The organism is Mucilaginibacter conchicola (genome assembly GCF_003432115.1).
Classification (GTDB): Bacteria; Bacteroidota; Bacteroidia; order Sphingobacteriales; family Sphingobacteriaceae; genus Mucilaginibacter; species Mucilaginibacter conchicola.
Map to the genome: position 1 here is coordinate 190,661 of NZ_QWDC01000002.1, position 19,753 is coordinate 210,413.

20 protein-coding genes are annotated in these 19,753 nt (G+C 44.0%); 17 read left to right on the forward strand and 3 right to left on the reverse strand.

Features of this window, described 5'->3' with window-relative positions; genetic code table 11:
* The first annotated feature begins 41 nt into the window (after positions 1-41).
* The 3 genes from uvrA to D0C36_RS10475 are packed head-to-tail and all read left to right on the forward strand — an operon-like array spanning position 42 to position 3,451.
* Complete coding sequence (gene uvrA / locus D0C36_RS10465) at positions 42-2,888, forward strand: excinuclease ABC subunit UvrA (protein ID WP_117391577.1); 2,847 nt, start codon at positions 42-44, stop codon at positions 2,886-2,888.
* A gap of 57 nt (positions 2,889-2,945) precedes the next feature.
* Complete coding sequence (locus tag D0C36_RS10470; RefSeq protein WP_117391578.1) at positions 2,946-3,200, forward strand: type II toxin-antitoxin system Phd/YefM family antitoxin; 255 nt, start codon at positions 2,946-2,948, stop codon at positions 3,198-3,200.
* Positions 3,197-3,451 carry a Txe/YoeB family addiction module toxin gene (locus tag D0C36_RS10475; RefSeq protein WP_117391579.1) on the forward strand — a complete coding sequence of 85 codons (255 nt, stop codon included), beginning with the start codon at positions 3,197-3,199 and terminating at the stop codon, positions 3,449-3,451. The genes D0C36_RS10470 and D0C36_RS10475 overlap by 4 nt, the downstream gene beginning before the upstream one ends.
* A 7-nt stretch (positions 3,452-3,458) precedes the next feature.
* Here D0C36_RS10475 and upp read toward each other — a convergent pair whose 3' ends face one another.
* Positions 3,459-4,115 carry a uracil phosphoribosyltransferase gene (gene upp, locus D0C36_RS10480; RefSeq protein ID WP_117391580.1) on the reverse strand — a complete coding sequence of 219 codons (657 nt, stop codon included), beginning with the start codon at positions 4,113-4,115 and terminating at the stop codon, positions 3,459-3,461.
* Positions 4,116-4,435: 320 nt separating this feature from the next.
* On the opposite strand from upp, the gene uvrB reads away from it, so the two are divergent.
* The 7 genes from uvrB (at position 4,436) to D0C36_RS10515 (ending at position 11,129) form a co-directional block, all read left to right on the forward strand.
* A complete protein-coding gene (uvrB, locus tag D0C36_RS10485; protein ID WP_117391581.1) occupies positions 4,436-6,463 on the forward strand; it encodes an excinuclease ABC subunit UvrB in 2,028 nt (675 codons plus the stop codon).
* Positions 6,464-6,713: 250 nt separating this feature from the next.
* Positions 6,714-7,388, forward strand: a complete 675-nt coding sequence (locus D0C36_RS10490) for a tetratricopeptide repeat protein (protein ID WP_117391582.1) — start codon at positions 6,714-6,716, stop codon at positions 7,386-7,388.
* Positions 7,389-7,482: 94 nt separating this feature from the next.
* On the forward strand, positions 7,483-7,980 hold the full coding sequence (gene ribH, locus D0C36_RS10495; protein WP_117391583.1) for a 6,7-dimethyl-8-ribityllumazine synthase: 498 nt from the start codon (positions 7,483-7,485) through the stop codon (positions 7,978-7,980).
* Positions 7,981-8,197: 217 nt separating this feature from the next.
* The gene (gene ytxJ, locus D0C36_RS10500) at positions 8,198-8,527 is read left to right on the forward strand and encodes a bacillithiol system redox-active protein YtxJ (protein WP_117391584.1); all 330 of its coding nucleotides are present in this window, start codon (positions 8,198-8,200) and stop codon (positions 8,525-8,527) included.
* Between the two features lie 307 nt (positions 8,528-8,834).
* Positions 8,835-9,713 (forward strand): lipoyl synthase, encoded by an 879-nt coding sequence (lipA, locus tag D0C36_RS10505; RefSeq protein WP_117391585.1) that lies wholly within the window; start codon positions 8,835-8,837, stop codon positions 9,711-9,713.
* Between the two features lie 25 nt (positions 9,714-9,738).
* Positions 9,739-10,293 (forward strand): RNA polymerase sigma factor, encoded by a 555-nt coding sequence (locus D0C36_RS10510; RefSeq protein ID WP_117391586.1) that lies wholly within the window; start codon positions 9,739-9,741, stop codon positions 10,291-10,293.
* A complete protein-coding gene (locus D0C36_RS10515) occupies positions 10,293-11,129 on the forward strand; it encodes an anti-sigma factor (protein ID WP_117391587.1) in 837 nt (278 codons plus the stop codon). Before D0C36_RS10510 ends, D0C36_RS10515 begins: the two co-directional genes overlap by 1 nt.
* A gap of 237 nt (positions 11,130-11,366) precedes the next feature.
* Here the strand turns inward: D0C36_RS10515 and D0C36_RS10520 are convergent, their stop codons facing one another.
* Positions 11,367-12,872 (reverse strand): NAD(P)H-hydrate dehydratase, encoded by a 1,506-nt coding sequence (locus D0C36_RS10520; protein WP_117391588.1) that lies wholly within the window; start codon positions 12,870-12,872, stop codon positions 11,367-11,369.
* 111 nt (positions 12,873-12,983) lie between these two features.
* Between D0C36_RS10520 and D0C36_RS10525 the strand changes: the two genes are divergently transcribed.
* The 4 genes from D0C36_RS10525 (at position 12,984) to D0C36_RS10540 (ending at position 16,509) form a co-directional block, all read left to right on the forward strand.
* The gene (locus tag D0C36_RS10525) at positions 12,984-13,679 is read left to right on the forward strand and encodes a YjjG family noncanonical pyrimidine nucleotidase (RefSeq protein WP_117391589.1); all 696 of its coding nucleotides are present in this window, start codon (positions 12,984-12,986) and stop codon (positions 13,677-13,679) included.
* A 221-nt stretch (positions 13,680-13,900) separates the two neighbouring features.
* A complete protein-coding gene (gene tnpA, locus D0C36_RS10530) occupies positions 13,901-14,362 on the forward strand; it encodes an IS200/IS605 family transposase (RefSeq protein ID WP_117391590.1) in 462 nt (153 codons plus the stop codon).
* Positions 14,363-14,780: 418 nt separating this feature from the next.
* Complete coding sequence (locus D0C36_RS10535) at positions 14,781-15,302, forward strand: DinB family protein (RefSeq protein ID WP_117391591.1); 522 nt, start codon at positions 14,781-14,783, stop codon at positions 15,300-15,302.
* Between the two features lie 352 nt (positions 15,303-15,654).
* Positions 15,655-16,509 carry a UDP-2,3-diacylglucosamine diphosphatase gene (locus D0C36_RS10540; protein ID WP_117391592.1) on the forward strand — a complete coding sequence of 285 codons (855 nt, stop codon included), beginning with the start codon at positions 15,655-15,657 and terminating at the stop codon, positions 16,507-16,509.
* A gap of 1 nt (position 16,510) precedes the next feature.
* On the opposite strand, the gene D0C36_RS10545 is transcribed toward D0C36_RS10540, so the two are convergent.
* Complete coding sequence (locus D0C36_RS10545; protein ID WP_117391593.1) at positions 16,511-16,927, reverse strand: hypothetical protein; 417 nt, start codon at positions 16,925-16,927, stop codon at positions 16,511-16,513.
* 108 nt (positions 16,928-17,035) lie between these two features.
* On the opposite strand from D0C36_RS10545, the gene D0C36_RS10550 reads away from it, so the two are divergent.
* The 3 genes from D0C36_RS10550 to D0C36_RS10560 all read left to right on the forward strand — a co-directional run bounded on the left by D0C36_RS10550 (position 17,036) and on the right by D0C36_RS10560 (position 19,733).
* Positions 17,036-18,028 (forward strand): glycosyltransferase family protein, encoded by a 993-nt coding sequence (locus D0C36_RS10550; protein ID WP_117391594.1) that lies wholly within the window; start codon positions 17,036-17,038, stop codon positions 18,026-18,028.
* A 130-nt stretch (positions 18,029-18,158) separates the two neighbouring features.
* Positions 18,159-18,437 carry a hypothetical protein gene (locus D0C36_RS10555; RefSeq protein WP_117391595.1) on the forward strand — a complete coding sequence of 93 codons (279 nt, stop codon included), beginning with the start codon at positions 18,159-18,161 and terminating at the stop codon, positions 18,435-18,437.
* Positions 18,438-18,746: 309 nt separating this feature from the next.
* On the forward strand, positions 18,747-19,733 hold the full coding sequence (locus D0C36_RS10560; RefSeq protein ID WP_117391596.1) for a DUF6427 family protein: 987 nt from the start codon (positions 18,747-18,749) through the stop codon (positions 19,731-19,733).
* Positions 19,734-19,753 lie beyond the last annotated feature (20 nt).

Genomic DNA, 19,753 nt, shown 5'->3' on the forward strand with positions numbered 1-19,753 from the left:
CCTAAAACCATGCCGCATTTACAATGTTTCCATAAAGATATATGAGCGAAAAAATAATAGATCTGGGCGAGCAAAGTGAGGTTGAGGTTTATGGTGCCCGGGTACACAATCTAAAAAATATCGACGTTTCTTTTCCGCGCAACAAGCTGGTAGTTATAACCGGCCTTAGTGGCAGCGGCAAATCATCGTTGGCTTTCGACACCATTTATGCCGAGGGCCAGCGCCGCTATATGGAAACTTTTTCGGCCTATTCGCGCCAGTTTATGGGCGGTATGGAACGGCCGGATGTAGACAAGGTATCGGGCCTTAGTCCGGTGATTGCCATTGAGCAAAAAACCACCAGCAAAAACCCGCGCTCTACAGTGGGTACCATTACCGAGATATACGATTTTATGCGTTTGCTTTTTGCCCGCGCAGGTGATGCCTACAGCTACACCACCGGCGAAAAGATGGAACGCATGAGCGAAGACCAGATACTGAAAACCATTGCCGATAAATTCGATGGGCAGCCGGTGAATATTTTGGCGCCCGTAGTAAAAGCCCGCAAAGGCCACTACCGCGAGCTGTTTGAACAGATCCGCAAGCAGGGCTATCTGAAAGTTTATGTTGACGGCCAGATAATGGACGTTGAGCCAAAAATGCAACTCGACCGTTACAAGATCCACGATATTGATATTGTGGTGGATAGATTGACGGTAACTGAAGCGGATAGCAAACGCCTGTTTACTTCGGTACAATCGGCTTTAAAAACGGCTAAGGGTATCATCCGTATTGCGGATAAGGATAACAACGTTGCCTACTTCAGTAAATACCTGATGGACCCGGTATCGGGCATATCTTATGATGAGCCGCAGCCGAATACTTTCTCGTTCAACTCGCCTTATGGTGCCTGCGAGAAATGTAACGGCCTGGGTTATATTTTTGAGGTGGATGAAGCCTCGGTTATACCGAACCCTAAGCTGAGTATCCTAAATGGCGGTTTAGCACCTATCGGCGAATACCGCGAGACCTGGATCTTCCAAGTGCTGAAATCATTAGCTAAAAAATATGAGTTCTCGTTATCAACCCCTATAGAGAAGCTTACCCGCGAACAATTGGAGATCATTTTGAACGGCACGCCGGATATGATAACCGTTGCTGTTGAGTATAATAAATGGAACGTTCAAAGCTACCAGATCACGTTTGATGGTATCATCCGAATGCTGGAAGAGCAGCAGGAACGCCGCGGCGACGAAGGTATGGACGATATGGAAAACTATCGCGTGCTGCGTACTTGCCCGGTTTGTGAAGGTGCCCGTTTAAAGAAAGAATCGCTGCATTTTAAGGTTGATGAAAAGAACATCTTTGAGCTGGCCTGCATGGACATCACTACGTTGGATGCCTGGTTCACCGGTTTAGAAAATCGTTTGAACGAGCGTCAGAACGTCATCGCTAAAGAGATATTAAAAGAGATCCGCGCACGTATAGGCTTCCTGTTGGATGTTGGCTTAAGCTACCTGACTTTAGACCGCACAGCTAAAACACTATCAGGCGGCGAAGCGCAGCGCATCAGGCTGGCTACGCAGATAGGCTCGCAACTGATGAATGTAATGTACATACTGGATGAGCCAAGCATCGGCTTACACCAGCGCGATAACGAGCGCCTGATAAACGCCCTTAAAAACCTGCGCGACCTGGGTAATACCGTACTGGTTGTTGAACACGATAAAGATATGATACTGGAAGCCGACCACGTGATTGACATGGGGCCGGCAGCAGGTGTACACGGTGGTACCGTGGTGGCCGAAGGCACACCAGCACAATTGATGAGCGCTACAACGCTTACCACATCATACATAAACGGTAAAAAAGAAATTGCCATCCCAAAAAAACGTAGAGAGGGTAACGGCAAATCATTGAGCCTTAAAAAAGCAACGGGACATAACCTGAAAAAAGTTTCGGTTGATTTTCCGTTGGGTAAATTGATAGGTGTAACCGGGGTATCAGGTTCAGGTAAATCGAGCTTGATCATCGAGACCTTATACCCTATCCTGAATCATCATTTCTTCCGCGCTAAAAAGCATCCGCTTCCGTATGAGAAAATTGAAGGACTGGAAAATATTGATAAGGTAATCGAGATAGACCAAACGCCTATTGGCCGTACGCCGCGTTCAAATCCGGCTACTTATACCGGTGTGTTCTCTGATATCCGCAACCTGTTTGTTGCACTGCCGGAGTCGCGCATACGGGGATATAAACCGGGCCGCTTCTCGTTCAACGTAAAAGGTGGCCGTTGCGAGACCTGCCAGGGTGCAGGCATGAAAGTGATAGAAATGAATTTCCTGCCGGATGTACAGGTACCTTGCGAAGAATGCCAGGGCCGCCGCTACAACCGCGAAACACTTGAGGTCCGTTACCGCGGCAAATCTATCAGCGATGTACTGGACATGAGCATTGAGGATGCTACGCCATTCTTTGAGCATATCCCATCCATCTATCGCAAAGTAAAAACTTTGAACGATGTAGGTTTGGGTTACATCACCTTAGGCCAGGCATCTACCACCCTATCAGGCGGTGAGGCGCAGCGTGTAAAACTGGCTACCGAACTTTCTAAAAAAGATACCGGCAATACATTCTACATTTTAGATGAACCTACAACCGGCTTGCACTTTGAAGATATTAACGTACTGCTTGGTGTATTGCAGCAACTGGTTGATAAAGGCAACACCGTACTGGTGATAGAGCACAACCTCGACGTAATAAAAGTAGTTGACCACGTGATAGATGTTGGCCCCGAAGGTGGCGCAGGCGGTGGTAAGATCCTGTTCAGCGGTACTCCCGAAGGCCTTTGCAAAGTAAAAGAAAGCTTTACAGGTAAGTTTTTGAAAAAGGAGATGGGGATAAAATAGGTACAGAAAGTTGTACATGTTTATTTTATTCTTTATCTTAGATTAAATTACTTTACCATGCAGATAACAACGTATACATCTTTCAGACAGCAGCTTAAAAGCTACTTGGATAAAGTGCGTAAAGATCATATGCCTTTGTTTGTAACAAACAGTAAAGACGAGGATGTTGTTGTGCTTTCTAAATCTGATTATGAGAGTATGGAAGAGACTTTTTATCTTTTAAAAAGTCCTAAAAATGCTTTGCGATTACTGCAAGGTATCGAAGATTACGAAAAAGGTTTAGCCAAGGAAAGAAGCCTCATTGAAGAATGAAGATCGTTTTTCTTGACCAAGCCTGGGAAGATTATCTCCATTGGCAAAATACTGACAAGGTCACTTTAAAGAAGATAAACGCCTTAGTTAAAGAAATAGACCGCTCGCCATTCGAAGGTAGCGGTAAGCCGGAACCTCTAAAACACAATTTAGCCGGCTGGTGGTCGCGCAGGATAAATCTTGAACACAGAATAGTTTACAAAATTGATAACGAAAGCGTTGTGATATTACAATGCAGATATCATTATTAAGCATTACTTACGCCTTTTCCCCAAACGCCAAATCGCCCGCATCACCCAAACCGGGTACGATATAAGCTTTGCTGGTCATCTCGTCATCAACGGCACAGGTCCAGATACGGGCTTTGGGCAGGTTGGCACGTACGTGGGCAATACCTTCGGTACTGGCAATTACGCAGGCAATATGCAGGGCTTTGATATCATAAAGCGCCATCAGCTCTTTACAGACCAACACCATACTTTGGCCGGTGGCAAGCATCGTATCGCAGATGATCAACACCTTGCCAGTAAGATCCGGACTGGAGATATGGTTAAGCTGGATGGTAAAATCGCCGCTCTTTTTTACTTTTCTGAAAGCAGTAATAAAGGCAGAAGGCGAACGGTCAAAGAAGTTAATAAAACCCTGATGAAAGGGTAAGCCCGCCCGCATAATGGTACCAATAACCGGTTCATCGGCAGGCATATTTACGGGTGCAATGCCCAGCGGGGTTTGCACTTCAGTTTCGGTGTATTGTAACGTCTTGCTAATCTCGTAAGCCAGTATGCTGCCCAGCCTTTCCTGGTTCTGCCTGAAACGGAATTTATCCTGCTGAATATTCACATCCCGCATCTCAGCTAAAAACTGGTTGGCAATGCTGTTGGTTTTATTAAGGATAAATGGCTGTATGGTTGGCATGGTTAAAGATACAGAAGCCTAAGCAGTATCCAAACCCAAACTGTCATTTCGAACGAGGAACGAGGAGAAATCTTCTACACCATGAGTATCGCATGCAGAAGATTTCTCCTCGCTCCCGCTTGTTCGAAATGACAATCAAGTTGATTATTTTAAAAGTCCTCTCCTTTGGAGAGGATTTAGGTGAGGCCTCCTGACATACCGTTGTCACTCCCCCTTATTTCCTTTGCACTACGATATCGAACATTGCTCCGTCAAAATCGTTATCACATATTGCCGATCACTCAAATAACTAATCGTTTATACGTATTTTTGTTTAACGCATGGATTTTAAAATAACCTCTCAATACGTACCTTCCGGCGACCAGCCCGAGGCCATCCGCCAACTGGTTGACGGTGTAAACAATGGCGATCAGTTTCAGACCTTGCTGGGTGTTACCGGCTCGGGTAAAACCTTCAGCATTGCCAATGTAATTGAGCAAACGCAAAAGCCAACGCTCATATTAAGCCACAACAAAACGCTGGCGGCACAGCTATACGGCGAGTTCAAGCAGTTTTTCCCGGAAAACGCCGTAAACTACTTTGTATCCTACTACGATTATTACCAGCCCGAGGCATTTATCCCTTCGTCAAATACATACATAGAGAAAGACCTACAGATAAACGAGGAGATAGAAAAGCTCCGCTTGCGCACCACCTCGGCACTCATGAGTGGCCGCAGGGATGTGATTGTGGTATCGTCTATCTCATGTATCTACGGTATGGGTAACCCCGAGGACTTTGCCGCTTCGGTCTTTAAGTTTGCAGTGGGCACGCGTGTTAGCCGCAATGCATTTTTGCACCGTTTGGTGGAGATATTATACGCCCGTACCACGGCCGATTTTAAACGTGGTACATTTAGGGTTAAAGGTGATACAGTAGATATTTTCCCACCGTATCTTGATTATGCTTATCGCGTATCTTTCTTTGGCGATGATATTGAAGAGCTAAGTTCGTTTGATATCACCACCGGTAAAACTATCGAGAAAACCACGCACATGGTGGTTTACCCGGCCAACCTATACGTTGCCCCGCGCGAGCGTTTTCAGCAATCGGTTTGGGCTATACAGGAAGAGCTGGAGACCCGCAAAAAGCAATTTATAGACGATCAGCGCTTCATCGAAGCCAAACGCCTCGAAGAAAGGGTTAACTACGACCTGGAGATGATCCGCGAGTTAGGTTACTGCAGCGGCATCGAAAACTATTCGCGCTTTTTTGATGGCAGGCAGCCGGGTATGCGCCCTTTCTGTTTGCTGGATTATTTCCCGGATGATTACCTGATGGTGATTGATGAAAGCCACGTTACCGTACCGCAGATACGTGCCATGTATGGTGGCGACAGATCGCGCAAGATCTCACTGGTTGAGTATGGTTTCCGTTTGCCTGCGGCGATGGATAACCGCCCGCTCAACTTCCAAGAGTTTGAACGCCTGGCACCACAAACCATTTATGTAAGCGCTACCCCGGGAGACTTTGAACTGGAAAAATCAGACGGTGTGGTGGTTGAGCAGGTGATACGCCCTACCGGCCTTTTAGACCCGCTGATCGATATTCGCCCGGTAATTAACCAAGTAGATGATCTGCTGGATGAGGTAGATAAAACCATTAAAGCCGGCGACCGCGTACTGGTGACCACCCTTACCAAACGTATGGCCGAGGAGTTGGCCAAATATATGGACAGGCTGGGCATTAAATGCCGTTACATCCACTCAGAGGTAAAAACCCTGCAACGTGTGGAGATACTCCGCGGATTACGTTTGGGTGAATTTGATGTACTCATCGGTATTAACCTTTTGCGTGAGGGTTTGGATTTACCAGAGGTTTCATTGGTGGCTATTCTGGATGCTGATAAAGAAGGCTTCCTTCGTTCAGAGCGTTCGTTGATCCAAACCATTGGCCGTGCAGCGAGGAACGATCGCGGGCGGGTAATTATGTATGCCGATACCATAACCGACTCTATGCAGATAACGATGGACGAGACATCGCGCCGTCGTGAGAAGCAAATGAAATACAACGAAGAGCATGGCATAGTTCCAAAAACGGTGGGCAAAAGCAAATCGGAAATTATGGAGCAAACCTCGGTGGTCGACTTTAAAGGCGGCGTTCAGCAGGCTTACGTTGAGAACGAAGTGGCTACGCTTGCGGCAGACCCAATTGTGCAATACATGACCAAGGCCGACCTGAAGAAATCTATCGAGAATACTCGTAAAGACATGGTTGCCGCCGCTAAAAACATGGACTTCCTGCTTGCAGCCAAGCTACGCGATGAAATGTTTGCGCTTGAAAAAATGATGGAAGAGAAGTTTTCTTAATGTGCAAATGCGAGGAAATGTGCGGATTTCAAATGTGCAGATTACAAGGGTGAATTAATCATTCTATCTCCATATTTGCACATTTGAAATCTGCACATCTGCATATTCAATATCGCATCTGAAATCTGCACATTTGCATATCCACCTTATTATCTGCACATCTGAAATTTGCACATCTGAAATCAACAAAACTTTAATTTGCTAAAAGGTTTGAAAACCGTATTTTTGCAAACTTAATTTTTACATACAGATGTCAGCAACCGAGGTGAAAACTAAAACTGAAGCAGAAAAAGCAAGTGCTGTTAAAAGCGGAAGTTTTGTTCAGGAGAACCAAAAAAGCTTATTATTTATTGCAGCAGCAGTTGTTGTAATGATTGTCATTTACATAGCCTACTTAAGGTTATACCTTGGCCCAAGAGAAGGCGAAGCTGCAGGTAAAATGTACGCTGCCCAAGATTACTGGAACAACAAAGAGTGGGACAAAGCCATTAATGGCGATGCCGGTTACCCTGGTTTCAAAAAAATTATTGCCGATTACAGCAACACTAAAACTGCTAATCTTGCTTACTTCTACCTGGGTACTGCTTACCTTAACAAAGGTGAATACCGCCAGGCTATCGAAAATTTAACCAATTTCCGTGGTGATGATAACATGGTCGCTGCTGAGGCACTTGGTGCAACAGGTGATGCTTATGTGGAGCTGAAAGATTTGGAAAAAGCTGAAACTTACTTCAAAAAAGCTGCTGATAAAGCATCTAACAAATTCCTTTCTCCGCTTTATCTTAAAAAATTAGGTTTAGTGTACGAGGCTAAAAAAGATAAAGCTGCTGCAGCTGATACTTACAAAAAAATAAAATCAGATTACCCTGAAAGCGCCGAAGCACAAAGCATCGATGCTTACATTGGTCGCGTTGAATCAAAATAATTCACGCTGATATCACAATATTAATAAAGCCCTGCTATGCGGGGCTTTATTTGTTTAACAAGGATTATATTTGGCTCCTGAAAGATTTTAAGAAATGGCAACTCAATTAAAAAACCTGTCCGATTTTTCTACCGCAAGCGAAATACCATCAGCCGAGAACTTCAGCTTTGGTATTGTTGTGGCCGAGTGGAATGCAGAGATAACCAATGCCCTTTACCAGGGTGCTTATAACAGCCTGATCAAGTACGGCGCTAAGCCTGAGAACATCCATTCATACCCAGTACCCGGCAGTTTTGAGCTTACCAGCGGGGCAGAGCTACTGTTAAAAAATAAAAAAATTGATGCCGTTATCACCCTGGGATGCGTTATACAGGGCGAAACGCGCCATTTTGATTTTATTTGCGATGCTGTTGCAAATGGAGTGTCGAATGTTGCTATAAAATATTCAAAACCTGTTATATTTGGGGTATTAACCACTGATAACCAGCAGCAGGCTATTGACCGCAGCGGTGGTAAACATGGTAACAAAGGCGACGAAGCGGCAGTAACAGCCATTAAAATGGCTAAACTGAACGAAACTTTGCAAGCCTGATATCGTATAAATTGACTTTATTACATACATGAAAAAGATCTTCTACATTGCTATCATCGCGCTTGCATTGGGCAGCATGGCATCATGCTCAAACAAACTTTGCCCGGCTTATGGTTCATACCCTAACCACCGCTAATACAAGGCTTTTATTTTAAAAACCAAAGTAGTTTTACACTGTTTTTACTTATAAGAAAGTTTATAAGCCTATTTTTGCGGTATGGAATGGACAAAGTTGGAAACGGCTGATCAGCTGGATAATATTAAAAACAATCAGGGCTACAGCCTTATTTTTAAACACAGCACGCGCTGTTCAATCAGCATGATGGCTAAACGCCGTTTTGAGATGGATTGGGAGAGCCTGCCTGCAGATATGCCGGTATATTTCCTTGACTTGATCCAGCATCGCGACATTTCCAATAAAATTGCCCAGGATTTTCTGGTACATCACGAATCACCACAGATGCTGGTGATAAAAGACGGTGAATGCATCTTAGACCAATCACACGGATCGATCTCTGTTGATGAGGCGATGAGTGTAATGGCTTAAGTGGAGAGGCAAGATTTTTAGAGTCAGGAATCTTAGAGTCAGGAATCAAGATAACAAAAAAGTCCGCAGGCGTTGCCTGCGGACTTTTTTGTTTTACATAAATCTATCCGACCATGTCATTGCGAGCGTAGCGCGGCAATCTCATAGGCTACAATTACCGTACGCATCATTGCTGATCATCCTATGAGATTGCCACGTCGCTATCGCTCCTCGCAATGACATGGTAGGATAAACCACATTATCGTTTCTGCGTAATATTCATTAAAGCGGCGGATGCACCTACTTGCTTTTTCCCTATTTTTGTGGCATGATTGATTTGCCAGTAGTACCAGCAACCCCGCCGCAACGTAAACCGGATTGGTTGAGAGTGAAACTTCCGGTGGGAAAAGAGTATGCGCACGTTCGCGGTTTGGTTGATGAGCATAAGCTGCACACCATCTGCGAAAGCGGCAATTGCCCAAACATGGGCGAGTGCTGGGGCGCCGGTACGGCAACCTTCATGATATTGGGTAATATATGTACCCGCTCGTGCTCTTTCTGCGCGGTTGCTACCGGCAGGCCCCTGGCAGTTGATACCAACGAGCCTGAGCGTGTGGCCAATTCGGTAAAACTAATGCAGGTTAAACACTGTGTGATTACCTCGGTAGATCGTGACGATTTGAAAGACGGTGGTTCTATCATCTGGGCTGAAACCATCAACGCTATCCGCCGCGAAAGCCCTGACACCACATTAGAAACTTTACTGCCCGATTTCCGCGGCATTTGGGATAACCTTGACCGCGTTATTGCCGTACGCCCTGAAGTTGTTTCGCACAACCTGGAAACTGTACGCCGGTTAACCCGCGAGGTACGCATACAGGCAAAATACGATCGCAGTTTAGAAGCCTTAAGCCGCATATCAGCTGCAGGCTTAAGAACCAAATCGGGCATTATGTTGGGCCTGGGCGAACGCGAGGAAGATGTGCTTGAGGCTATGGACGACCTGTTAGAAGCCGGTGTACACATCCTTACCCTTGGCCAGTACCTGCAACCAACCCGCAACCACCACCCGGTTATTGACTGGATACACCCTGATCAGTTTGCATCATACAAAGAATGGGGACTAAAAAAAGGATTTAAGTACGTAGAAAGCGGCCCGCTTGTACGTTCTTCTTATCACGCAGAAAAACATTTGTTTGACATGTGATATTTCCTTTATATATTACACCCAATTGAGCCCCAAACGTAAAATATCACTATCAGAGGAAGACCTTATACAGGCATTGCGCAACCGCGAGAAAATTGCTGTTGAGGCCCTGTATGATATGTACTCGGCATCATTATATGGTGTTATAGTACGTATTGTTACCGAGGAAGCATTTGCCGAAGATGTTTTACAGGAAACTTTTGTAAAGATCTGGAATTCATTTGCAAGTTATAGTGCCGATAAAGGCCGTTTATTTACCTGGATGGTAAACATTGCACGCAATTTATCCATCGATAAAGTACGATCTAAAGATTTTAGGAACCAGGGCAAAAACCAAGAGCTGGAAAATAACGTAACTTTCATTGACGAACAAAGGAATACCGTTTACAATCCTGAATTGTTAGGCATCAAGGAAATGGTGGCAACGCTAAAGCCTGAGCAAAGAGCAATTCTCGACCTCGTTTACTTTAAAGGATACACCCATGTGGAAGCAGCCGAAGAACTGGACGTTCCGCTGGGTACCATTAAAACAAGGTTAAGAATGGCTATACAACAACTCAGAAAACATTTTAATGAATAGTGAAAGACGTTAAGGCATATATTGAATCAGGGGTGCTGGAACTTTATGTTCTGGGCGATCTTAGTCCGGAAGAAAGGCTGGATGTAGAAAAAATGGCCTTAGAACATCCTGCCGTGAAGACAGAGCTTGCCGAAATTGAACAATCTCTGGAAATGTTTGCGCAAGAGCATGCTATTGAACCCTCTGAAGGCTTGCGCGGCAAAATAGTGAACAGCACATTGGTTAACCTTGGCGACGACCGCATATTTACCAAACAACGCAAACACAGCGACGAAGAGGAGTATGAGGACGATAAGGTAATTACCATGCCTAAACGTACCCAATTTTATAAATATGCTTTTGCGGCCTGCTTAACACTATTACTTATCAGCATTTACGGTATGGTAAGTTTGTATAGCCAATTGCAGGAGTCAAACACACAATTAGCTACTTTACAGGCTGATAAAACAAAATTTGCCAACCAGGTAAATTTTAAAGACAATCAATTAAGAATATATCGCGATAGCAATTACCGTATTGTACGTTTAAAAGGATTGCCTAAAACACCTGCAGCATCAATGATGCTGGCCTGGAACCCGAGCAGCCAAAAGGTAATGGTTGATATGGAATCAATGACCTTACCAAAGCACGACGATAAACACGAATACCAATTGTGGGCTTTGGTAAAAGGCAAACCGGTTGATATGGGATTGTTTGACAACGCAGCTGCCGACAGTGCAATTGTTAAAGAAATGAAAAATGTAGCATTGGCCCAAGGCTTTGCGGTAACATTAGAGCCTAAAGGCGGTAGCGTTAATCCTACTTTAGATCAAATGGTTGTAATAGGACAATTTTAATATTATATAAGTACTTATAATAATATGTTTATAGTCTGTTTTTATCCAAAAACAGCTTCCAAATGTTAAATTTTTGTTAAAAATGATATTTATTATAAAACAATTAAATATTTCGCGTTGTTAACTGTAACGAATGACCGCGCAGCGCGTCATATCATCAGTTAGTTAGAAGTATGTAGTTCTTTATAAGATCAGTTAATAGTTTAAAAGCGAATGTTATACTTGCATTCGCTTTTTTTATGCCTTTAATTTTGCCATGGTAATTGGCAACTGATTGATTACTTTTTGTGGCAACACCACATGCATACGGTTGGGTAATGCCAACTCATCCCCCGCCTTCCCGTGAATGTAAATTCCCAACAAACAAGCTTCTTCCGGTGAATATTTTTGCGCTAATAAACTGGTGATCACGCCGGTCAACACATCGCCCATGCCACCTGTTGCCATTGCAGGGTTTCCGGTAGAGTTGAAATACAGTTTTTCATCCGGCGTAGCCGTAATGGTGTAATCGTTTTTAAGAACGATATAGATATTGAGTTCTTTGGCTTTTGCTTTCGCCGTTTGGATACGCTGCCACCAGCTGGTATGTTCGCCAAACAAACGATCAAACTCTTTCATGTGCGGTGTAAGGATACTACCGGCAGGCAGGTCGGTCAACAGCTGCTGATTTTCGCCTAATACATTTAAAGCATCGGCATCAATAACCACGGGCTTTTTATAGTTCTCAAAAATGGCATTTAGCAATTGCAGGGTATCCGTACTTTTACCCAGACCGGGGCCAATGCCAATGGCGGCAAATTTATCCCAGGCAATTTCGGGCAGTTCATCTTCCTCACGCAATAGGGCCATCACCTCGGGCATGGAGCTATTGAGGGCAACCAGCCCGCTTTGCGGGATGCATGCGGTTGTTAATCCAGCCCCGGCATGCGCACAGGCCGATGAGGCTAACAGCGCTGCCCCCATGGTCTCATTTTTCCCTGCAATGATCAGCGCATGGCCGTAAGTACCCTTATTACTGAAACGATGGCGGGGTTTAAATATCCTGTTGATATCTGCTTCCTCTACAAAATAGTAAGGCGTATCAACCGACCGGATAAACTTTTCGTTCAATCCAATTTTCACCACCTCGCAGCAGTTAATGTACGGCCCTGATTCCGGCAGTAGAAAATTAACCTTTGGCTGCTGAAAGGTGATAGTGATATCTGTCTTTAAAATGGTGGTATCTTTAGGGATCTCGCCATCGGTGTAAAAACCGGTGGGTACGTCTACCGCAACTATCGTTTTATTTAAGCTATTCAGATACTCAACCAGGCTTTTATAATCCCCTTCGAGCGGTTTGTTTAAGCCGCTGCCCAGCATCGCATCTATGATGATATCGGCATTTTCTTTAAACTTAGTTTCGCCTGCTTTTATTTCCGTTACAGAGATGCTGGTTTGCTGCAAGCGTTGCAGGTTGGCATTAAAATCGTCTGTTACTTTATCAGAGAAACGGGTGATTTTTACCTGCAGATTCTTGTAATGATGATCGGCAAGGATGCGCGCAATGGCTAACCCGTCGCCGCCATTGTTGCCGGTGCCGCAGTAAACCGTGATGCTTTGCTTTTTATCCTGAAAGTGATTGATAAACCATCTCACAAATGCTTTTGAAGCGCGTTCCATCAGGTCGATAGAGCTAATCGGTTCATGGGCAATAGTGAAAGCGTCCGCCTCGCGGATCTGTTTGGCAACGAGTAGTGGCAGCATATACTCCTAATTTACTATTTAGAAATTTGTTTTTAAATATGCCGTCATAAAATAAACTGTTGACAACCGTTCATAAAACTATGTTTAGCTTTACAGCGTTCATTAATCGCCATGAAACAATACCGCCACATCTTTTTCGATCTTGACCACACCATCTGGGATTTTGATAAAAATGCCGAAGAAACCCTGCAGGAACTTTACGGCTCTTATGGATTAGAAACTATCGGTGTAGCCTCGCCCGAGGTTTTTATTAAGACCTATACCCGCCATAACCATGCATTGTGGGCGCAATACCATTTGGGGCACATCACCAAAGCTGCATTGCGCGAGGCCCGTTTCAAAAGCACTTTTCTTGAGCTGGGTTTAAACCCCGAACAGATCCCCACGGATTTTGAGGATGCCTACGTAAAAACCTGCCCTACCAAAACCAACCTGTTTCCGCACGCACACGAAACGCTGGCCTATTTAAAAGATAAGTACACGCTGCATTTGATATCAAACGGATTTAAAGATTCGCAGGCTTTAAAGTTAGAGGGCTGTAACCTGGGCGTTTATTTCGAGAACCTTATTATCTCTGAGGATGTAGGCGTTAACAAACCCGATCCGCAGATCTTTCGCCACGCGGTAGAGCTGGCCGGCGCCACCATTGAGGAAAGCGTGATGATAGGCGACAGCATTGAGGCCGATATCCGCGGCGCCATGGGCGTTGGTATGGATGCCATTTATTTTAATCCGTTTGATTTAGAGAAACCGGATGATGTAAAAGTGCAGATACGTGGATTAGAGGAATTGATGGTGATGTTGTAGAAGTTTTGCACCTACGGCGCAAAAGAAATTACATTCTATCTTGCTACCGACCTTTGGCTCCTACAGAGCAAAAAAACTTCTCGTTCACAGAAATCCTATAAATTCCTATATTGGTAATTACTATCCGATTGATAAGAAATAAGAACTGCCCCATCGGGGCAAAAGGTCGGTAGAAAATCAATACGAAAATCCTTCGTGCCGTAGGTACGAAACAAATAACCATGCCTAACACCTACACACAAATACACATCCAATTTGTAATAGCCGTAAAACTCCGCGAGGCGCTCATCCATCAAACTTTTAAGGAAAGGCTACACGAATACATCACCGGTATCGTTCGTAATCATGGTCATAAGATGATTGCAATAAACAGCATGCCCGACCATCTGCATCTGTTTGTTGGCTTCCGGCCAGAGCAATCTATATCCGATTTGATGAGAATAGTTAAAGGTGATTCTTCGGAATGGATAAATAAAGAAAAGTTTACGAAAGGAAAATTCAGATGGCAGGAAGGGTATGGCGCATTTTCGTATTCCCGATCGCAAATACCTAATGTTGCAGAATATATTGCCAATCAGGAAGAGCATCATAAGAAAACCTCATTTTTAGAAGAGTACAAGAATTTCCTTGAGAAATTTGAAGTAGATTATGATGTGAAGTACATTTTTAAGCCGCTGGAATAGTTCTTTAGTTTTGCACCTATGGCGCAGAGAAAATCTCTTTTTTGTTTTTCTACCGACCTTAAGCTCCTACAGAGCGACTTTCCAGTTCTCTATTCAAATCAAAGACTTAAAGGTTGCATCTATGGCACAAAGAAATCTCTATTTATCTTTCTACCGACCTTAAACTCCTACTGAGCGCCTGTTTATATGTCTTTTAAAATCGCCCCATCGGGGCGAAAGGTCGGTAGCACAACAAATAATGATTCAATTTCGTGCCGTAGGTACGAAAACTCTATAGCAATTTACCTCAGGTCTTACGTTAATAAAAAGACGTAAGGTCGCCCCATCGGGGCAAAAGGTCGGTAGATCAGCAAACAATTATCTTTTCGTGCCGTAGGTACGAAACCTCTGCAACAATTTTATTGTTAACTTTAATGTTATGAATCCAGTTAAAGAGCGCCGCGCCATTGATGAGGCACTAAGCAGCTACCGCAGCCTTCTTGATGATTTTAGCGACGACCGTTTTGCCGAAACGCCGCCTATCGGCGGCTGGAGCTATGCCGAGGTTTATGACCATATATTAAAAGCTACGCTTGGCGCCAGCATAGCGTTGGAGCGTTGCAGCCATAATAATTGCCAGCCTACTAAAGATGGAGTTACGCTGATAGGCCATTATACTTTGCTCATGGGCAGTTTCCCGCCTTTTAAACTCAAATCTCCACCAGAGACGGGCAACGTTAAAAAGATTGACAAGGAAGAAGCCAAAAACCTCATCATAAAAGTGCGCAAACGTGTAGACGGGATTGCCGGGCAGATAAAAGAAGCTAAACCGCAATCAAAATATAAGCACCCGCGCATGGGCATGCTTACCGCCCTGCAGTGGTTAAAATTTATGCGTATCCATCTGGAACATCATCTGAAGCAGCTGCAGCGAATCGGTAAAAATTTTAACAAATCTTAACGTTGCGTTTCATCCCCTTTTCATAAACCAAGTCGATATTTATGTGTTAGTAAGGCATGTTTAAATGCATGTAAAATTTTATTTGCGAAGGGTACGTAACCTTTTACATTTAATGCAGTCTTAACATTATAATAATTTGATTACCCGACATTTGTAAAAATAAGGAAAGATGAATTTTGAATTTACTTACTTGTTTGTAATAGGATTACTGGTATTGCTCGGTGCATTCTATATAAGCCCTTACGAACTAAAGGTTAATGAAGACGACGAGGAAGAAAAATCTTTCTGAGCCGTTAGCACCGCCAGCCAATATTAATTGAAATTAACAGGCCATGCCGGCCTCACAGTTTAGATGGCAAAGCGCGAAGTTGATATTGTAATTATATCTGATGTACACCTGGGCACCTACGGCTGCCACGCAAAAGAACTCCTCAAATATCTCAAAAGTATAAAGCCAAAAATGCTTATCCTTAACGGGGATATCATCGATATTTGGCAATTCAGCAAATCATACTGGCCCGAGGCTCACATGAAGGTGGTGCGCCGCATTCTTAAGTTTGTTACCGAGGGCGTACCGGTTTACTACCTCACCGGCAACCACGATGAAATGCTGCGTAAGTTTACCGACTTTAACCTGGGCACCTTCCAGCTACTTGATAAAATTGTACTGAATATTGATGGCCGCAAAGCATGGATCTTCCATGGCGATGTGTTTGACGTTACCATGCAGCACTCAAAATGGCTGGCTAAGCTGGGCGCTATCGGGTACGATACGCTTATCCTCATCAACAGTTTCACCAATTGGTTCCTCACCACCATTGGTAAACCAAAAATGAGCTTTTCGCAAAAGGTGAAGGCTAAGTTTAAGGATGCCGTTAAATTCATAAACCAGTTTGAGCAAACCGCTGCCGACCTGGCCGTTGAGAAAGCATACAGCTACGTGATATGCGGGCACATTCACCACGCCGAGATGCGCACCATACAATCTACAAACGGTGCAGGCTCGGTAACTTACCTTAATAGTGGCGACTGGGTGGAGAGCCTTACTGCATTGGAGTATAACAATAACAAGTGGGAGATCTTTAAATACCAGGCCGACGATTTTAAACAGGAAGCCGAAGACGACGACCACACCGATGCCGAAGACCTTGACGCCAAACTGGACGTACGCATACTATTAGAAAGATTTAAGCAGGAAACGCACTAAATCACAATGCGGATTCATCTTTGGATTTAAGTTCCAACGACCAAATTAAATTTTCGACTTGAATGAGAGCATTAACTTGATCGCCAAGACTTTTATTCATTGAATCTAAAATCAATTTGGATGGGTTGAGTTCTTTTATTTGCATCAACAAATCATCGTTCAAATTTTTGTTATATGATTCTTCTAACATGATTAAATACGACCCAATGGTTATTCCTGAGAATAGCTCTTTTGAATATGCTTGATGCTCTTCTGCATATTCTCTCAACTTAGTTCTTACCTCAATTGATTTTCGCTGTGTCATCTTAAATTGTAAAACTAAATGTTCAAGTTCTGCTTTAGGTTTTTCTAAAAATGTCTTTTTATAGGTCAACCCAGCGACAATCAAACCAAGTATGCCAATAGTTAATTCAATCATCCTTAAAAATACAAATTATAACTCCCCCATAGCATTACGCTTTTGACATTTTGAATTGATTTATTACATGAAATATATCTTTCTTAAATTGCCCCAAATTCTAACCTCATGAAAATATTGTTCGGTATACAGGGTACAGGCAACGGCCACATTAGCCGCGCCCGCGAGGTGGTGCCTCTGCTGCAACAATATGGCGAGGTTGACCTGCTCATTAGCGGCACCGAGGCCGAGGTTAGCCTGGCTCAACCACTTAAATATAAATTCCACGGATTTAGCTTTGTTTTTGGAAAGAACGGCGGTGTAGATAACTGGGCCACCTTTAAGATCATGAACCTGAGCCAGCTATGGAAGGATATGCACAGCCTGCCGCTGAATGACTATGACCTCATCATTAATGATTTTGAACCCGTAAGTGCATGGGCCTGCCGTTTGCAGAAAGTACCTTCGGTATCATTAAGTCACCAGTGTTCATTTGTATCTGATAAAACCCCTCGCCCTAAAAAATGGAACTATGCCGAGTGGTTGTTTAAATACTACTCGCCTACCACGCACCATATCGGTTTCCACTTTGAGCGTTATGATGATTTTATACATACGCCTGTTATCCGCAGTGATATCCGCAAGATGGAAACATCTGATAAAGGCCACTACGCCGTTTACCTGCCTGCCTACAGCGATAAAACCCTGGTAAAGCACCTTAGCCAAACCAGCGACGTGGAATGGCAAATCTTTAGCAAGCGCCAGAAAACCCCATACCGCGAAGGCAACGTTCATATATTTCCTGTAAATAACGAAGCCTTTAATGCCAGCCTTGCCAGCTGTACCGGCCTGCTTACCGGCGGCGGCTTCGAAGGCCCTGCCGAGGCACTTTACCTGGGCAAAAAAGTACTGATGATACCTATGAAAGGCCAGTACGAGCAGCAGTGTAACGCCCTTTCAGCATCCCGATTGGGTGTTGAAGTAGTGCCTACCATTGATCATAATTTTGTCTCCCGTGTAAACAACTGGCTTGCCGATGATAAGCGCGTGGTGGTTGATTTCCCTGATGAGACAGCACAGATAGTTGATGATATGGTAAAGAAGTACGCAAGGCAGAGATAATCAAGAAGTCTAAAACCGTCATGCCGAACTTGTTTCGGCATCCCACAAGTTAGTTTTCACATCTCTGAAAATACCGAGCAAGGTTCGTATCAGTTCTTCGTTAGGATGGTTCGAGTAATTTGAGTCGTCAGTGGATGTTACTTTCTTTTTTTCCGCTAAAAAGAAAGTAACCAAAGAAAAAACTCGCGACTTGGTAACGCGCTACAATGTTTTTGCTTTAGCAATGCCTGTGCTACCCGCACGTTACACTATGTCGCATTTTTTCGATAGCGTCATGCCTGTATTCCCTCTTCATCTCCTGTCAGCACAAAAGCTTCGGGCGAAAGCGGGCAGAACTATGATGGCCTTGTGCGGACGCAAGGGCATTGCGAAATCTATTACTGAAGCGATGGCCCGAGAAGTGGAGTAAGAGATTTCCAGCCCGTGGTTCTGCCCGTTTGCAGGGCGAAGGCCTTGTGCGGCAAAGAAGCCTCTTTGCTGACTTGATTTTTGGTTACTTTGTACCAAGACAAAGTAACAGCCATCCGCGGCAATTGAGCGGACTAACTGTTAATCATAGCACAAGCTCAGCGTGTGAGATGCCGAAATAAATTCGGCATGACGTTTTATCTTTTTAGATTGCCGCACTATCACTCACAATAACATAGTTATTACAGCCCGTCACTCTCCCCTTTTATTTCCATCTATTTCTGCTAATTTTACCGCCTCAGGTAACGCTATGATCAATCTTTTTAAGTCATTTAATCCGCTTAACATCCTTTGGCTGGCTATCCTGGTGTTTGTATTGCGCATGGGCTACATTGCCGAGGCGCCCGATAAGCTTCAGTTTGTTTTTGTTGAGCCTTTTGCACGCCTGCTGCTGCCTGTTGGTTATGAATACGCCCTATCTCCTTTTGAGAATGTTTGCCTGGCCGGGTTAGTAGTTCTTGGGCAAGCTGTGCTGCTCAACTTTTTGGTGAATAAATACAACTTGTTGGGCAGGTCAACTTTTTTACCATCGTTGATGTATGTAACCGTTACGGCATTGTTTCCGCAGTTTTTAATATTGAGCGCTCCTTTGCTTTGTAATTTCCTGTTGATATGGATGCTGTTTAAACTCTTCAGTTTCTACAAGGGCGACGATGCCAAGTCAACCGCCTATGATCTGGGGATGATCGTAGCGCTTGGCTCTATCATTTATCTGCCTTATATATATCTTTTCCTGGCTATATGGCTGGGCCTGGTTATTTTTAAACCCTTTAACTGGCGCGAGTGGATCTCAGGCATCCTGGGGTATGTTACTGTTTTCTTCTTCTTTGCGGTATTCTATTACCTCAATAACAGGCTGGGTAGCTTTTACCAGATATGGGCGCCGCTGGGCACCAAGTTTCCTAATAGCATCAACATCAAATATCTTAACTATTTAGTGCTTATACCGGTTATCATTATTATCGGTTTGTTCCTGTTCCATTTCCAGAAAAACTATTATAAAAGTTACGTTCAGGTACGCAAATCGTTCCAGTTACTCTTGGTGATATTTATAATTGCGGGCCTGTCATTCTATGTAAAAAGCCAATTCAGTTTAACGCACTTTGTTTTGTGCGCAGTGCCTGCTGCGGTGTTCCTGGCGTATTATTTTGCCTATGCAAGCCGCAAATGGTTTTACGAGAGCTTGTATTTACTACTGCTTATCAGCATTATATATTTCCAGTTTAACACTTTTTAACTATTACATTCGTCCAAATT

Excerpts from the sequence above, each read along its gene's own strand:
- ribH (WP_117391583.1), top strand. The coding sequence starts at position 7,483 with ATGGCAACTCAATTAAAAAACCTGTCCGATTTTTCTACCGCAAGCGAA.
- D0C36_RS10520 (WP_117391588.1), bottom strand. The coding sequence starts at position 12,872 with ATGCTGCCACTACTCGTTGCCAAACAGATCCGCGAGGCGGACGCTTTC.
- D0C36_RS10545 (WP_117391593.1), bottom strand. The coding sequence starts at position 16,927 with ATGATTGAATTAACTATTGGCATACTTGGTTTGATTGTCGCTGGGTTG.
- ytxJ (WP_117391584.1), top strand. The coding sequence starts at position 8,198 with ATGGAATGGACAAAGTTGGAAACGGCTGATCAGCTGGATAATATTAAA.
- D0C36_RS10560 (WP_117391596.1), top strand. The coding sequence starts at position 18,747 with ATGATCAATCTTTTTAAGTCATTTAATCCGCTTAACATCCTTTGGCTG.
- D0C36_RS10540 (WP_117391592.1), top strand. The coding sequence starts at position 15,655 with ATGGCAAAGCGCGAAGTTGATATTGTAATTATATCTGATGTACACCTG.
- uvrA (WP_117391577.1), top strand. The coding sequence starts at position 42 with ATGAGCGAAAAAATAATAGATCTGGGCGAGCAAAGTGAGGTTGAGGTT.
- D0C36_RS10470 (WP_117391578.1), top strand. The coding sequence starts at position 2,946 with ATGCAGATAACAACGTATACATCTTTCAGACAGCAGCTTAAAAGCTAC.
- D0C36_RS10475 (WP_117391579.1), top strand. The coding sequence starts at position 3,197 with ATGAAGATCGTTTTTCTTGACCAAGCCTGGGAAGATTATCTCCATTGG.
- D0C36_RS10525 (WP_117391589.1), top strand. The coding sequence starts at position 12,984 with ATGAAACAATACCGCCACATCTTTTTCGATCTTGACCACACCATCTGG.
- D0C36_RS10490 (WP_117391582.1), top strand. The coding sequence starts at position 6,714 with ATGTCAGCAACCGAGGTGAAAACTAAAACTGAAGCAGAAAAAGCAAGT.
- D0C36_RS10535 (WP_117391591.1), top strand. The coding sequence starts at position 14,781 with ATGAATCCAGTTAAAGAGCGCCGCGCCATTGATGAGGCACTAAGCAGC.
- lipA (WP_117391585.1), top strand. The coding sequence starts at position 8,835 with ATGATTGATTTGCCAGTAGTACCAGCAACCCCGCCGCAACGTAAACCG.
- tnpA (WP_117391590.1), top strand. The coding sequence starts at position 13,901 with ATGCCTAACACCTACACACAAATACACATCCAATTTGTAATAGCCGTA.
- upp (WP_117391580.1), bottom strand. The coding sequence starts at position 4,115 with ATGCCAACCATACAGCCATTTATCCTTAATAAAACCAACAGCATTGCC.
- D0C36_RS10550 (WP_117391594.1), top strand. The coding sequence starts at position 17,036 with ATGAAAATATTGTTCGGTATACAGGGTACAGGCAACGGCCACATTAGC.
- uvrB (WP_117391581.1), top strand. The coding sequence starts at position 4,436 with ATGGATTTTAAAATAACCTCTCAATACGTACCTTCCGGCGACCAGCCC.